At 69.4% G+C, this 13,966-nt stretch carries 13 protein-coding genes; 9 read left to right on the forward strand and 4 right to left on the reverse strand.

The window, feature by feature from the left end; translation table 11 throughout:
- Positions 1-82 precede the first annotated feature (82 nt).
- The gene (locus OHS03_RS14535; RefSeq protein WP_328663264.1) at positions 83-1,894 is read right to left on the reverse strand and encodes a multicopper oxidase family protein; all 1,812 of its coding nucleotides are present in this window, start codon (positions 1,892-1,894) and stop codon (positions 83-85) included.
- 239 nt (positions 1,895-2,133) lie between these two features.
- Here OHS03_RS14535 and OHS03_RS14540 point away from each other — a divergent pair, with 239 nt between their 5' ends.
- Entirely contained in the window at positions 2,134-3,783 is a 1,650-nt protein-coding gene (locus tag OHS03_RS14540; RefSeq protein ID WP_328663266.1) for an FAD-dependent monooxygenase, read from the forward strand.
- Between the two features lie 9 nt (positions 3,784-3,792).
- On the opposite strand, the gene OHS03_RS14545 is transcribed toward OHS03_RS14540, so the two are convergent.
- Entirely contained in the window at positions 3,793-4,254 is a 462-nt protein-coding gene (locus tag OHS03_RS14545) for a hypothetical protein (RefSeq protein ID WP_328663267.1), read from the reverse strand.
- A gap of 278 nt (positions 4,255-4,532) precedes the next feature.
- Positions 4,533-5,501 (reverse strand): SDR family NAD(P)-dependent oxidoreductase, encoded by a 969-nt coding sequence (locus OHS03_RS14550; RefSeq protein ID WP_328663269.1) that lies wholly within the window; start codon positions 5,499-5,501, stop codon positions 4,533-4,535.
- 203 nt (positions 5,502-5,704) lie between these two features.
- Between OHS03_RS14550 and OHS03_RS14555 the strand changes: the two genes are divergently transcribed.
- From OHS03_RS14555 to OHS03_RS14580, 6 genes are read left to right on the forward strand one after another with little or no spacing between them, the layout of a single operon-like run.
- Complete coding sequence (locus OHS03_RS14555; protein ID WP_328663271.1) at positions 5,705-7,036, forward strand: NAD(P)/FAD-dependent oxidoreductase; 1,332 nt, start codon at positions 5,705-5,707, stop codon at positions 7,034-7,036.
- Entirely contained in the window at positions 7,033-7,758 is a 726-nt protein-coding gene (locus OHS03_RS14560; protein WP_328663273.1) for a DUF1365 domain-containing protein, read from the forward strand. The genes OHS03_RS14555 and OHS03_RS14560 overlap by 4 nt, the downstream gene beginning before the upstream one ends.
- Positions 7,755-9,065, forward strand: coding sequence for a class I SAM-dependent methyltransferase (locus tag OHS03_RS14565; RefSeq protein ID WP_328663275.1), 1,311 nt, complete (start codon positions 7,755-7,757; stop codon positions 9,063-9,065). The genes OHS03_RS14560 and OHS03_RS14565 overlap by 4 nt, the downstream gene beginning before the upstream one ends.
- Entirely contained in the window at positions 9,062-9,466 is a 405-nt protein-coding gene (locus OHS03_RS14570; protein ID WP_328663277.1) for a hypothetical protein, read from the forward strand. Before OHS03_RS14565 ends, OHS03_RS14570 begins: the two co-directional genes overlap by 4 nt.
- On the forward strand, positions 9,463-10,320 hold the full coding sequence (locus OHS03_RS14575) for a MerR family transcriptional regulator (protein WP_328663279.1): 858 nt from the start codon (positions 9,463-9,465) through the stop codon (positions 10,318-10,320). The genes OHS03_RS14570 and OHS03_RS14575 overlap by 4 nt, the downstream gene beginning before the upstream one ends.
- Positions 10,321-10,344: 24 nt before the next feature.
- Complete coding sequence (locus OHS03_RS14580; RefSeq protein ID WP_328663281.1) at positions 10,345-11,793, forward strand: SDR family oxidoreductase; 1,449 nt, start codon at positions 10,345-10,347, stop codon at positions 11,791-11,793.
- Between the two features lie 57 nt (positions 11,794-11,850).
- On the opposite strand, the gene OHS03_RS14585 is transcribed toward OHS03_RS14580, so the two are convergent.
- Positions 11,851-12,612 carry a 3-hydroxyacyl-CoA dehydrogenase gene (locus OHS03_RS14585; protein WP_063055076.1) on the reverse strand — a complete coding sequence of 254 codons (762 nt, stop codon included), beginning with the start codon at positions 12,610-12,612 and terminating at the stop codon, positions 11,851-11,853.
- Positions 12,613-12,684: 72 nt separating this feature from the next.
- Between OHS03_RS14585 and OHS03_RS14590 the strand changes: the two genes are divergently transcribed.
- Both OHS03_RS14590 and OHS03_RS14595 read left to right on the forward strand, forming a co-directional pair.
- On the forward strand, positions 12,685-13,290 hold the full coding sequence (locus tag OHS03_RS14590) for a TetR/AcrR family transcriptional regulator (protein ID WP_328663283.1): 606 nt from the start codon (positions 12,685-12,687) through the stop codon (positions 13,288-13,290).
- Positions 13,291-13,420: 130 nt separating this feature from the next.
- A complete protein-coding gene (locus tag OHS03_RS14595) occupies positions 13,421-13,954 on the forward strand; it encodes a VOC family protein (RefSeq protein WP_328663285.1) in 534 nt (177 codons plus the stop codon).
- Positions 13,955-13,966: the final 12 nt, after the last annotated feature.

Consider the following 13,966-nt stretch of genomic DNA (forward strand, 5'->3'; position numbering starts at 1 on the left):
GATCTGACATCCACTCGCTGACTGCGATCGATGTCGACCATACTATGTCGAATCTCTTTCCGTACCTGAAAGTACGGAACCATCACGGCACGATGCGGTACTGCAGCATCATGTCGTGGTCCTCGTGGTCGAGCAGGTGACAGTGCCACACGTATCCGCGCAGGTCGTCGTGCTGATGACCGGCATGGTCGGGCGCGCGGTGACCGGTATGGGTATCCGCGCCGACGCGTTCGGTCGCGACCCGGCGCGGGAACGGCGCGTCCGGGTCGAAGCCCAGTTCCGCCGCGGTCGGGAACCGCACGATGATGCTGGTGACGGTGCCGCCGTCGACGCGCACGATGTCCTTGGTGCCCGCTTCCCACGGCTGCGGCGCCACCATCGGACCGGCCAGGAATCCTTCGGCCGACGGCGCCCATTTCTGTCCGACGGGCGGCTGCGGATGGGCCAGCTGATAGTCGACAGTGCGCAGCGGGGTCCGGCCGAGAACGCGAAAGGTGACCAGGTGCAGGTGAATCGGGTGCGGATCGGGCGTGATGTTGATGATGTTCCACTGTTCGACGGTGCCCTGGCGCGGCATCTCGATATCGGGACTGCTGAAGGTGAGATTGTTCAGCGACATGATCGCGGGCGGCACGCGCAGCTCGTAGGGCTGACTGACGGTGACATCGCGGATCACCGTCGGTGTGTCGATCGGCGGCAGCAGCGGCGCCAGTCCGGCTCCGCCGCGTAACCGTTCCGGCACGCCGCCCGCGAAGCCCGGCCGATCCTCCACCCGAAACTGACAGAACCGCGGCATCGCGACCTCGCCGAGGATCGCGGCCTGGGAGACCGGCGCCTCGTCGTTGCACAGTTCGACGGTCTCGCCCGGGTCCAGTTCGGCGAAGTCCACCAGCAGATCCACCCGTTCACCCGGCGCCAGCCGCAGCTCGTGGGTGGCGACCGGCGCGTCGAGCAGGCCGTGATCGGTGCCGATCACCCAGAACCGCATCCGGTTGCCGAAGAACAGATTCCACACGCTGAACGACGCCGCGTTGAGCACGCGGAAGCGGTAGAGGCAACGCGCGACCGATAGATACGGCCAGATCTTGCCGTTGACCAGGCCGATGTCGCCGACGGCTCCACCCTCCCAGCCCCCTTCCGGCACCACCGATGTCGACCGGACCGATTGGCGCCCGTCCGCGGTGAACAGCTTCTCCTGCAGGACCAGCGGCACCTCGAACTCGCCCGCGGGCAGGCCCAGTGGGTTGCCGGGTCCGCCGGTGTCGAACTCGTCGCGGAGCAACAGCATTCCGGCCAGCCCGGCGTAGACGTTCACGCGGGTGATGCCCATGGCGTGGTCGTGGTACCAGAGGTGGCCGGTGTCCTGCGCCAGCGGGAAGTCGTGGTCGATGTCGCCGCCGGGATAGACGAGTTGCTCGGGATGCCCGTCGCTGTCGGGCGGTGTCACCCCGCCGTGCAGATGCAGCGACGACGGCGGTGCGGTGCGGAAACTCTCGGCGACGCCGTGCAGGCTGGTGTCCATATCGGCGGCGAGCGGGTGCGTGGTCATCCTGTTGGCGAAACGCAGGCGCAGCGGGGTGCCCGCCGGATGCTCGACGGTCGGGCCCAGATAGCTCATGCCGTTGTAGCCCAGCGACGGCGACGGCGGCAGATCACGGTGGAACCGGTGGGTCGTGGTCTCGGCGACGAGCTCGAGCCGGTCGCCCCGCACCACGGGCAGGCGCGGCATCTCGTCGACGAACGGCTCGACCGCCGGGGAGTGGAACAGCAGGGGACTGCGCGCTCCCGGTGGCGCGGTGGGGACCGCGCCGACCTGCGACTCCCCCAGCGCCGCGGCGAGCAGGCCCGCTCCGGCCGCCCGCAAGAATCGACGGCGTTCGATCGGATGTTCCATGCTCGAGCCCTTCCCTGGCCCGCATCGTCGCAGGCACCGCGCGAGCGACCATACCACCGAGTACGGTAACCAGTACCTCTCCGGATGGCACTCGGTGCATCGTCGCAGCACATGCCGATATCGACTGCGTCCGAGGAGGACTCGCGACCCGTTCGTCGAAGGCATTTCGCGGGTCGGCGCCAGGCGTACGATCAGCGGACCAACATGAGGCGGGGGCTTCCAGCGCGAGGTGATGTCGCATGTTCGATACCGATGTTCTGATCGTCGGCGCAGGTCCGGTGGGGTCGGCGGCCGCCGTGGAGGTGGTCCGACACGGTGTGCGGTGCCGGATCATCGACGCGCAATCCGATCCGCCGCAGTACGCGAAAGCGGTGGGCATCCAACCCCGCACGCTGGAACTGTTCGAGGCGATGGGCATCCTGCGGGAGGTCCTCGACGCCGGGATCCTGATGCGCGGTCAGATCGTGTACGTCAACGGCACCGAGGCCGACCGAATGGATCTGACGCTGCCGCCCGAGATTCCTTTCGGGTTTCTCGGACTCCCCCAGTACGAGACCGAGCGGATTCTGCGCCGACACCTCGAGTCGCTGGGCACGCGCGTGGAGCGCGGGGTCCGGCTCGTCGGGTTCACCCAGGACGAGGATGGTGTGGATGCCGTGCTCGCCGGACCCGAGGGCGAGCACACGGTGCGGGCCCGGTATCTGGTCGGCTGCGACGGCGCGCACAGCACCGTCCGCAAGACGCTGGGTCTGACGTTCGAGGGTGCGGCCTTCGAGGAGCAGTACATGCTCGGCGATGTCGAGCTGGACTGGTCACAACCGCACGGTTACAACGTGCGGTCGATGCACCAGACCAACGGGGTCACCGACGACGTGCTGGTGTGCATCCCGTTGCCCGGCCACCACCGCTACCGCGTGTCGATGCGGGTTCCCCCGGAACTCGAGATCGACACCTCCGTCGGCGGCGACAAGATCGAGCACGGACTCGGCACCGGGCCCGGCCCCGGACTGGCCGATATCCAGGCGGTGCTCGACCGGCTCGCGCCCGAGCCGACGACCGCCTCGCATCTGCGCTGGTCCTCGGTCTTCCGGATCAGCCATCGCATCGTCGACGCCTACGGTCGGGGACGGGTCTTCGTCGCGGGCGATGCCGCCCACATCCACCCGCCCACGGGCGCCCAGGGCATGAACACCGGCATCCAGGACGCCCACAACCTCGCGTGGAAGCTGGCGCTGGCGGTCGCGGAGGTGGCCGCGCCGTCGTTGCTGGCCAGCTACGACGCCGAGCGCAGGCCGGTCGGCGAGGAGGTGGTCGGCCGCACCGTCCGGCACGCCCGCGACGGGATCGGCGGCGACGAATCGGACCCCGAACGGGTTCTGCTGCGCGAGGCGCAGCTGCTGATCGACTACCGGGACAGCCCCCTCGTCACCGAATCCCCCACCGGCGCGCGGTCTTCCCTCGCGGGCAGCCGCGCTCCCGACGCGACCGGGCTGACCAGAGACGGCGTGACTCCACCTTTCCGTCTGTTCCCGCTGCTCGCCGGACCAGGGCACACGCTGCTCCGGTACGTCGACAACACCTGCGACACAGCCACTCTCACCGAGATGGAACGCCACGCCGGGCTGCTCCGGAAACTGACCGACGACCACCTCGACATCTACCTCGTCGCCAGTCCGGGGGCCACCATCGCCCCGACGATCCTCCCGGTCATCCGCGACAGCGACGACGACTTCGCCCGGCGATACCACTGCGCCGACGGCGCGGCCTATGTCGTGCGCCCCGACGGCTACCTCGGCTACGCCGCCTCCCCCGCTACCCCGGACGATCTCATCCGTCATTTCGAGTCGACGTTCGCCCCGGCACCCGAGAGTGTCCTGGGGATCGCCTGATCCGCGCGATTACCGCTCGGGTCGGTCCGTCGGTGCGGTGTCGGCCTCGCCGCCGGGATTGTCGCCGGTCCCGATTCTGCGCGGCATCACCCTCGGCCGAGCACGCCCGGGAGAAGAATCGGCCCCCGTACGCTTCCGACGCGACGCGCCGAAATCTATGACATTGCCTTCGTGCTCGGGGTTCTCGTCGGCCTGCGCTGCCCCATGGAACAGCCACGCACCCGTCTCGCCCTGCAATTCCGCACGGGTCACCGGTCGGGTCGGCGCCGGATCGTCGACTTCCTCCGCGGGCCACGGCCGAGGCCGAGCTTCGTCGACCTTCTCCCGACCTCGTCGCGGCAGCCTCGGCAGCCGGACGACATTCGATGCACCGCCCGCGGCGGCACCGGAGCCGTCCTCGGAGGCCTTGGCCTCTTCCCATTTCCGACGCAGCCGCTCCACCGCATCGAAACGGTCTTCATCAGGTCCCATCGTGAACCCTGCCCCGGTTTCCTGCCGACATCGAACTAACCGCGGACAGGTGTCGCGACAGCTATCGGTCCCACAGCAGCCAACACCCCAACCTTCGTCTCAGGCCTATCGTTCACCTTCACATTCTGCATCAAGGCACCCTCCGCCGTCTTCGACCCATCCCAAAGGTCGCGGCAGCGCCCACTCATCTGCCGAACCGAGCCTCACTCCGCACGGCCTCCGCGACCATGACCCATCCCTTTATCGCATCGAAGTCGCATCGTTACCTCGAGCTACGATCAGGGCTTGCCCGCGGTCACGCCGGTCGCACTCGCGCAGAACTCCCACAGGCGATCGCGGTCGGCGGCCGACTCGATGGTGCGCCGCGAGTAGTGCTCGGGCCGCGGCATGCGGTCGTGCCAGAACAGTCCGGACGGCAAGCCGTCGGTGGCGGCGAGCCAGATCGCGGTGTCGGCGCCCTGGGCGGACGTGCGCAACAAGGGGCCGGTCAGCGCCCGAAACCTGGGCAACGAGGTGGCGACACCCGGAGTGTTCACCCAGCCGGGATGCATGCTGTGCACCGCGATGCCCGCTCCGAAATAACGTTCGGCCAGCATCGGCGTGAGCGCGACCTGCATCCGCTTCGAGCGGGCGTAAGCGGTGGCGCCGCGATAGTCGCCGGTGCGGTACTCGAGATCGTCGGGATGAACGGCCTGGGCGTACATGCCACCCGAGGACATCAGGACCACCTGCGCGTCCCCTGCGCGCTGCAGTGCCGGTGAGAGCATTTCGGTGAGCAGCAGCGGTCCCAGGACGTGCGTGGCCACACACAGCTCGTATCCCTGTCGGCTCTCGGTGCGGGTGGTGGGCATGACTCCCGCGTTGTGGACGAGTATGTCCACCTGGTCGGCCCGGCCGACGAAATCGGCAGCGAAATCCCGTACGTCCGCCAGGTCGGCGACATCGCATCGCCGCACCTGGACGAGGGCGCCGGGAACAGCCTCGGCGATCTCCGCGGCCGCGGAGATCCCACGCGCGGTATTGCGCACCACCAAGATGACCGCGGCGCCGAGTTCGGCCAGACCGACGGCGATCGCCTTGCCGATGCCGGAGTTCGCACCGGTGACCATGGCGGTCCGGCCCCGCAGCGCCTGCGGCGCGAACGGCGGCCACCCTCGGCTTCGCACCTGGAAGCCGATCCGGCTGTAGCCGGGGACGACGGTGCGGTCGAGTGCGGAGTCGATGAAGCTCGGAAGGTGAGTGGTCATCGTGCGCCCCTGCCTGATCGATCGACTGACAATCTATGCATCGTTTGTGCGTCGTTTCAATGGTAGCGTCGAAAGTGCGAGCCGGACAGTCCGCCGGCCGACCGAACTCCGGAGGACGTCATGACCCCCACCTCGCCCAGCAGGAAACGACACATCGCCGATTCGCCGGACCTACCGGTCGCGGTCCGGGGAAGCGACAAGCGATGACCGGTGATCGACGTCGGGTGGCCGTGATCGGCAGTGGGGTCGCCGGCCTCACCGCGGCCTGGGTGCTGGCCCGCACCTGTGAAGTCGTGCTCTACGAAGCGGATGCTCGCCTCGGCGGCCATGCCCACACCCATCGGGTGAATTCCCGCGCCGACGGCACCGGGGAGTGGCTCGGCGTGGATTCCGGCTTCATCGTGCACAACGACCGCACCTACCCGACCCTGCAGCGTTTGTTCGGCGAGCTGGGCGTGCGCACGCAGGACTCGGACATGTCGATGTCGATCCGCTGTGACGGATGTGGACTCGAATACGCCGGCGCCAACGGGCTGCGCGGGATCTTCCCGGAACCGCGGTCCCTGACCCGCGGCTCCTATCTGCGGATGCTCGGCGAGATCACGCGCTTCCACCGCCTGGCCCGCGCCGAACTGGACATCGACCACGGCGACGACCTGCGCACCGTGGGCGAATTCCTGCGAGCCAGCGCCTTCTCCGACTATTTCACCGCGCACTTCCTGGTTCCCCTGGTGGCGGCGGTCTGGTCGTGCCCGCCGGATCTCGCGCTGCGCTACCCCGCCCGCTACCTGTTCACCTTCCTCGACCACCACGGCATGCTCACCGTGTTCGGCTCCCCCACCTGGCGCACCGTCACCGGCGGCTCGGCCACCTATGTGCGAGCGGTCGCCGAGGGCGTGCAGGAGGTGCGCACGGCGGTGCCGGTGCGGGCCGTCCACCGCGCCGCGGGCTCGGTCGAGGTCCGCGACGACGCCGATCGGGTGGACCACTTCGACGCCGCCGTGATCGCCACCCACCCCGGTCAGGCGTTGCGGCTGCTGGATCGGCCGACCGCCGCGGAATCCGACATCCTCGCCGCACTGACCTATTCGACCAACCACACCGTGCTGCACACCGACGAGTCCGTGCTGCCCCGCCGCACCGCGGCCCGCGCGTCGTGGAACTACCGACTGCCGCACTGTGATTCCTCCCCGGACCGGGTGCTCGTGAGCTACGACCTGACCCGGCTGCACCGGCTGCCCGCCACCGTCGATCGCCGATTCCTGGTTACCCTCGGCGACGACGGCCGGGTGGCGCCGGACGCGGTTGTCGCCACGATGACCTACGAACACCCGCAGTACACGCCGCGTTCGATGGCCGCCCGACGGCGACTGTCCGAGATCGGCGACCAGACCGTGGCCTTCGCCGGCGCCTACCACGGGTGGGGATTCCACGAGGACGGCGCGCTGTCGGGGCTGCGCGCGGCCGAACGCATCGGCGGTCTGTGGCAACCGCGTCCCGCGGTCGCCCCGGCGGTCAAGCAGGAGGTGCGATGACCCGAGCCCGGCTGGTGCGCACGGTGATCCGCCATTCGCGTCGCGAACCGGTGCGGCACCTGTTCGCCTATCGCAGCTACAGCTGGCTCGTCGACGTCGACGAACTGCCGAGCCTGCCCTGGCCGTTGCGACCGTTCGCCGGCTTCCATGCCCGCGACCATCTCGGTGATCCGTCGGCCACGCTGCGCGACAACGTCGTCGACCATCTCGCCCAGCAGGGCATCGATCTGCGTGGCGGACAGATACTCATGCTCGCCAACGCGCGGATCTTCGGCTACGTCTTCAACCCGCTCACCGTGTTCTGGTGCCACGACGACACCGGCGCCCTGCGGTGCGTGCTCGCCGAAGTGCACAACACCTACGGTGAACGCCATCGCTATCTCGTGTCGCCGGAGCCGAATCCGTCGGTCGCCAAGGAGTTCTACGTCTCGCCGTTCAACCCGGTGACCGGGCGCTACCGGCTGCGTCTCCCGGTTCCCGACACACGGCTGCGGTTGGCGATATCGCTCGAGGGACCGGACGGCCGGTCCACCTTCGACGCCACCGTCCGCGGCCTCGTCCGCCCCGCGACCCGCCGCACTGTGACCAGCGCGGTTCTCGCGCACCCGATCGAAACCTGGCGCATCGCCGCGCGCATCCGATGGCAGGGCCTACGCCTGTGGCATCGGGGTCTGCCGATCGTGCCACGCACACCGCATCTCTCCCAGGAGGCTCTGTCATGACCACCATCTCCACCTGCGGTGCGCCGCCTGTCACCGCGTTCGTCGACCGATGGCCGCACCTGGCCGAGGTACCTCGCGGAGTCCGCGCCGGCGCCGGTCGGCTGGTGGCGGCGGCATTGTTCCGCCGGGCCGCGCAACGGCTCGCGCTGCGGGTCGAACTGCCCGACGGCACGATGTTCGGCGGCGGCGTCGACGACCCGACGGCCCCGCGGATGGTCCTGCACGACCCGGACGCGTTCGCCACCCGGCTCGGCGCGACCGGCCTCATCGGATTCGGCGAGGCGTACATGACGGGCGACTGGTCGGCACCGGACCCGACGGCGGTCCTCACCGTGCTGGCCTCGGACCTGAGCGCCTTGGTCCCGGCGCCGCTGCAAGCACTGCGTCCCCTCTTTCTGCCCGGACAACCCAGCCGAACCAGGGCCACGCCCGCCGGTGCCCGCAGCAATGCCGCGCACCACTACGACCTGTCCAACGACTTCTTCGCATTGTTCCTCGACGAGACCATGACGTACTCGTCGGCGCTGTTCGACCGGCTCGACCCCGCCCCGGAGTGGGACGACCTCGCCGCCGCCCAGCACGCCAAGATAGACCGCCTGCTCGACGCCGCGAACGTCGGACCGGGCAGCTCTGTGCTCGAAATCGGCACCGGCTGGGGCGAACTCGCCATCCGAGCCGCACAGCGCGGCGCGACCGTCCGCTCCGTGACGCTCTCGGCGCAACAGCTCGTGCTGGCCCAGCAGCGCGTGGCCGCGGCCGACCTCGCCGACCGCGTGACGATCGAACTGCGCGACTACCGCGATGTCGACGGCAGCTACGACGCGGTGATCTCGGTGGAGATGATCGAAGCCGTCGGCTACGAGTACCTGGCGGACTACCTGACCGTGCTCGAGCGACTGCTCGCGCCGGGTGGTCACGTCGCGGTGCAGGTCATCACCATGCCGCACGATCGGATGCTGGCCGGCCGCGCGACCCACACCTGGGTGCAGAAATACATCTTCCCCGGCGGCTTCCTCCCCTCGGAAGAACTGCTGGCGCAACTGCTCTCGGACCACACCGACCTGGAACTCGTAGATCGGAGCGCCATGGGACAGCACTACGCGCACACCCTGCGACTGTGGCAGGACAGGTTCACCGCCGCCGACGCCCAGGTCACCGCACTGGGTTTCGACGAGGTCTTCCAGCGAATGTGGCGGCTGTATCTCGCCTACTCCGAAGCCGGCTTCCGCTCCGGGTATCTGGATGCGCTGCAACTGATCCTTCGACGGAGCTCGTCGGCCGAGCTCGATGCGGTGGTGGCGCGATGAACCCGACCACGCCCTCGAGGATCCTCGGCGTCGCGACCGCGGCCTACGGCGTCGCGGTCACCGTCCGACCCGAGATCTTGCTGCGACCCAGCGGGCTCGGCACCGGCGCGGAACCCGAACTGCGCGCGTTGGCCCGCTCGGTCGCGCTGCGCGATGTGCTCTCCGGGCTCGCCTCGGTCACGGCGACCGGCGCCCGTGCGCGCACCGTGGCCGCCTTCGTCCGGATCGGCTCGGACGCCGCCGATACCGCCGTGTTCGCCCACGCGCTGAGGGGCCGTCCCGAACTCGGCAAGACTCTCGCGGTGACCTCGACGTGGGGACTGCTGTGTCTGGCCGGCGCTGTCTACGAGCGTCGCGGGAGAACCCGGCCGGTGCTCGAACGGGGCGCTCACCGGCCATGACGGCCACACCGGACGGCCCTCAGGCGGCGACGGAGCTGACCGTCGGCACCGTAGCGCGCCTGCTGGGAGTTCCGGTCGCCACCCTGCGCAGCTGGAATCAGCGCTACGACCTCGGCCCGCGCGGGCATCTGCCAGGTCGGCACCGCCACTACACCGGTGCCGACCTGGCCGTGGCCACCAAAATGGTCGAATTGGTCAGGGCCGGCGCCACTCCGGGAAGCGCCGCGCAGGCCGCGCGCACCGTGCGCGCCCCCGAGCCGGAGCTCGGCGCGGTCGATCCGGTGATCATCGCCGCCGAGAACATGGACATCTCCCGGCTGCTGGACCTGCTGGCGGCGCACATCACCCATCACGGCGTCGTGCCCACCTGGAACCAGCTGTGCCGACCCGCCTTCGAGCACATCGTGACTCGTCAGCAGCAGGGCCGCGGCTACATCGACGTCGAACACCTGCTGTCGTGGGCGATCACGACCAGTCTGCATCGCTGTGTCCCGCCCTTGACCGATGCGGGTCGAGAGCCGGAGGTCGTCCTCGCCTGTACCGCGGGCGAACACCATGTGCTGCCGCTCGAGATTCTGCGTGCCGCACTCGCCGAGAAGGGCAGGGCCGCACTGCTTCTCGGTGCGAATGTGCCCGACGACGCGCTGGCCCAATCGTTGTCGCGGCGGACACATCCCGCCGTCGTCGTGCTGTGGTCGCAGACGCCCGCGACCGCGGCACCCGCCGCGCTTCACGCGCTCGCCGGGCGAGGTCCGGTAATGTCCGCCGGTCCCGGCTGGACGGACGTCGTCATCGGGCGGCGGCTCAGCTCTCTGGAGGAGGCCGTCGATGTCTTGTCGAACCCCGTGCTGTGACTCGTCGGACAGGAGTGAACCGCTATGCGCTGTGTAGTGTTCGGCGCCACCGGATATCTGGGTGGCCGACTCGTTCCGGAACTGCTCGATGCCGGGCACACGGTCCGGGTGCTGGCCCGAGACCCGGGCAAACTCGTCGACGCGGCGTGGCGGGAACAGGTCGAGGTCGTGCGCGGCGACGTCACCCAGGCCGAGGATGTCCGTGCCGCGCTGGACGGACAGGAAGTGCTCTACTACCTCGTCCATTCCCTGGGCCGCGCCGATTTCGAGCACGTGGATCGCGAGGCGGCGCGCCTGGTCGCGGCGGAATCCGCGCGGGCGGGCCTGACCAGATCGGTGTATCTGGGCGGCATCACCCCCAGCGGCCAGGAGTTGTCGCGCCACCTCGCCTCACGGGCGGAGGTGGGCCAGATCCTGCTGGACGCACCGACGCCCGCCGTGGTGTTGCGGGCGGCGGTGATCATCGGTTCGGGCTCGGCCAGTTTCGAGATGCTGAGGTATCTGACGGAACGGCTACCGGTCATGGTGACGCCGCGCTGGGTGCGCAGCCGGATCCAGCCCATCGCGGTGCGCGATGTCCTGCACTACCTGGTGCACGCGGCCGACCTGCCCGACACCGTCAACGACGCCTTCGATATCGGCGGGCCCGATGTGCTCACCTATGAGGGCATGATGCGTGGCTACGCCGTGGCGGCGGGGCTGCCGCGGCGGGTGATCCTGCCGGTGCCGGTACTCACGCCGTGGCTGTCGGCGCAATGGGTCAACCTGGTCACCCCGGTACCGAAGGCACTCGCCGTGCCGCTGATGGAATCGCTTGTCAACGACGTGGTCTGCGCCGAACACCGCATCGCCGACCACATCCCCGACCCGCCGGAGGGGCTCACTTCCTATCTCGGCGCGGTGAGCTTGGCACTGCACCGCATTCGCGATCGGGACGTGCCCACCCGATGGTCGGATGCCGGCCTGGCCGATGCCCCGTCCGATCCGCTGCCCACCGATCCGGACTGGTCCGGCGGCACGCTCTACAGCGATGTGCGCGAGCGGGACACGACTGCCGACCCGGCCACGCTGTGGGCCGTCGTCGAAGCCGTCGGCGGCGAACACGGGTGGTACTCCTTCCCGCTGGCCTGGGCACTGCGCGGGTGGATCGACCGCCTGTCCGGCGGCGTCGGCCTCCGCCGCGGCAGGCGCGACCCACATCGCCTGCACGTGGGCGAGGCGCTGGACTGGTGGCGGGTCGAACACCTCGACCGCGGACGGTTGCTGCGCTTGCGCGCGGAGATGCGCGTGCCCGGACGAGGCTGGCTCGAGCTGTCGGTCACCCCGGCCGACGGCGGCGGCGCGCATTACCGCCAGCGGGCCCTGTTCGAACCACACGGACTGGCCGGACACCTCTATTGGAAGTCCCTCAGTCCCTTTCACGCGATCATCTTCGGCGGGATGGCCCGCAACATCACCGGGGCGGCCGAGTGACAACGGCATCCGGCCGGGCGCACTGCCCGGCCGGATGCCGTTGTCGCACAGATCGACTCAGCGCGGCGCCATCCGGATGGCGCCGTCGAGGCGGATGGTCTCGCCGTTGAGCATCGGGTTCTCCACGATGTGGCGAGCCAGCGCGGCGAACTCGGTGGGCTGCCCCAGACGCGAGGGGTGCGGCACCTGCGCGCCGAGGGACTGCAGCGCCTCCTCCGGCAGCGTCTCGAACAGCGGAGTGCGGAACAGTCCGGGCGCGATCGTGACGACGCGGATCTTGTAGCTCGCCAGGTCACGCGCGATCGGCAGGGTCAGGCCGACGATGCCGCCCTTGGACGCGGCGTAGGCGGCCTGGCCGATCTGGCCGTCGTAGGCGGCGACGGAGGCGGTGTTGATGATGACGCCCCGCTCCTCACCGACCGGGTCGGTGCCCGCCATGCGTTCGGCGGCCAGCCGGATCACGTTGAACGTGCCGACAAGGTTGACGTTGATCACCTTGGTGAAATCGGCGAGCGGGAACGCGCCCTTCTTGCCGACGGTCTTGATCGCGTTGCCGATGCCTGCGCAGTTCACGGCGATCCGCAGCGGAGCGAGCGATTCAGCGACGTCGAGTGCCGCGGCAACCGCCGATTCATCGGTCACGTCCGCGGCCGCGAAGGCCGCGCCCTCGCCCAGTTCCTTGGCGACGGCCGCACCGTTGGACGAGGGGAGGTCGACGATGACGACCTTGGCGCCCTTGGCGTGCAGTTCCTGCACGGTCGCCAAGCCGAGACCCGACGCACCACCGGTGACGATCGCGGACAAGTTGACGAAATCCATACTGTTTCTCCTGTTTTTCGGTGAGGTCTCACCGATATTGACACACTTCGCCAAAACTGTTTGGCTTTCGTGGTGACCCAGCCAGCGCCCCGCCGCCCCGGCCGTCCCTCCGTGCTGGACACCAGGGCCGTGTCGGCCGGCGCACTGCGTCTGTGGGCCGACCGCGGTTTCGCCACCACAAGCTGGAACGATCTCGCCGAGGCCACGGGGATCAGCACCCGCACCCTGTTGCGGCACTTCTCGTCCCGATCCGAGATCGCCTGGATCGGCGTCGCGCCTGCGACCGAGCGCCTGCAATCCGCACTCGGCGCCGCCGCCCCCGAGGAGCCGCCCGCGGTGGTCGTCCGGACCGCGATCGTCGAATCGGTATCCCGCGATCCGCAAATCCAGGAGCTGGCCGCGGGCTGGCTGCGGCTGATCTCCTCGGAACCCGAGCTGGCTGCGACCGCTCCCCGGATCTACCGGCCGTGGATCGATACGCTGTCGGGCTACCTGGCCGACCGGCTGCCCGGCTCCCCCGCCGCCGTCTGCCGGGCCATCGCGACCGCGTATCAGTCCGCCACCTTCGCCGCGCTGATCGAGTGGGCCGAGTCCGGCTCGGAGGGCGACTGCGCGGATTCGGTCGACCGGATGCTGCGATGGATGGATCCGCACCTGCCCGGCTCGGCGCCGGACTGAGCAGCGCTCCACCGGAGCGGGGGCGTCGGCGGGCAGGAAGTCTCCCGCTTACCGGTCATCCGGTGGTGTCGTCGCCACCGGCGTGGGACTGTCAGGAGGCGAGAACTTTCGATCGAGGAGGCCACCGGAGATGCGGGGAATCAACCACATCGTTCTGTTCGTCGCGGATCTGCCGCGCAGTATCGCGTTCTACGAGGACGTGCTCGGATTCGAGCGGCTCCCCGAAGGATTTCCCGGCGGCGCGTTTCTGCGCTCCCCCGGCTCGGCCAACGACCACGACCTCGGGCTCTTCCAGGCCAGGACACCCGCGTCCGGACCCACGGGCTCGGTCGGGCTCTATCACGTCGCGTGGGAAGTGGACACTTTGTCCGAGCTCGTAGCCGTCCGGGACCGCCTGGCGGCGGCGCACGCGCTGACGGGGGCCAGTGACCACGGGTCGACCAAAGCGCTCTACGCCCGCGACCCGGACGGCATCGAGTTCGAGGTGTGTTGGCTGGTCCCCGATGAACACGTCGAGGCCGCACTCGCGCCGGGCACCTCGCTGACCGCGCCGCTGGACATCGACGCCCAGATCCAGCGATACGGCGCAGCCACGCCGGGCGGCCCGCGCACCGATCCGCAGGTGTGGGCGCGCGTCGCGGCGCAGCGGGCCGCGACGTCCTGACCCTGCCGTCCT

The organism is Nocardia salmonicida, from assembly GCF_036142455.1.
Lineage (GTDB): Bacteria > Actinomycetota > Actinomycetes > Mycobacteriales > Mycobacteriaceae > Nocardia > Nocardia salmonicida.

Excerpts from the sequence above, each read along its gene's own strand:
- OHS03_RS14535 (WP_328663264.1), bottom strand. The coding sequence starts at position 1,894 with ATGGAACATCCGATCGAACGCCGTCGATTCTTGCGGGCGGCCGGAGCG.
- OHS03_RS14540 (WP_328663266.1), top strand. The coding sequence starts at position 2,134 with ATGTTCGATACCGATGTTCTGATCGTCGGCGCAGGTCCGGTGGGGTCG.
- OHS03_RS14545 (WP_328663267.1), bottom strand. The coding sequence starts at position 4,254 with ATGGGACCTGATGAAGACCGTTTCGATGCGGTGGAGCGGCTGCGTCGG.
- OHS03_RS14550 (WP_328663269.1), bottom strand. The coding sequence starts at position 5,501 with ATGACCACTCACCTTCCGAGCTTCATCGACTCCGCACTCGACCGCACC.
- OHS03_RS14555 (WP_328663271.1), top strand. The coding sequence starts at position 5,705 with ATGACCGGTGATCGACGTCGGGTGGCCGTGATCGGCAGTGGGGTCGCC.
- OHS03_RS14560 (WP_328663273.1), top strand. The coding sequence starts at position 7,033 with ATGACCCGAGCCCGGCTGGTGCGCACGGTGATCCGCCATTCGCGTCGC.
- OHS03_RS14565 (WP_328663275.1), top strand. The coding sequence starts at position 7,755 with ATGACCACCATCTCCACCTGCGGTGCGCCGCCTGTCACCGCGTTCGTC.
- OHS03_RS14570 (WP_328663277.1), top strand. The coding sequence starts at position 9,062 with ATGAACCCGACCACGCCCTCGAGGATCCTCGGCGTCGCGACCGCGGCC.
- OHS03_RS14575 (WP_328663279.1), top strand. The coding sequence starts at position 9,463 with ATGACGGCCACACCGGACGGCCCTCAGGCGGCGACGGAGCTGACCGTC.
- OHS03_RS14580 (WP_328663281.1), top strand. The coding sequence starts at position 10,345 with ATGCGCTGTGTAGTGTTCGGCGCCACCGGATATCTGGGTGGCCGACTC.
- OHS03_RS14585 (WP_063055076.1), bottom strand. The coding sequence starts at position 12,612 with ATGGATTTCGTCAACTTGTCCGCGATCGTCACCGGTGGTGCGTCGGGT.
- OHS03_RS14595 (WP_328663285.1), top strand. The coding sequence starts at position 13,421 with ATGCGGGGAATCAACCACATCGTTCTGTTCGTCGCGGATCTGCCGCGC.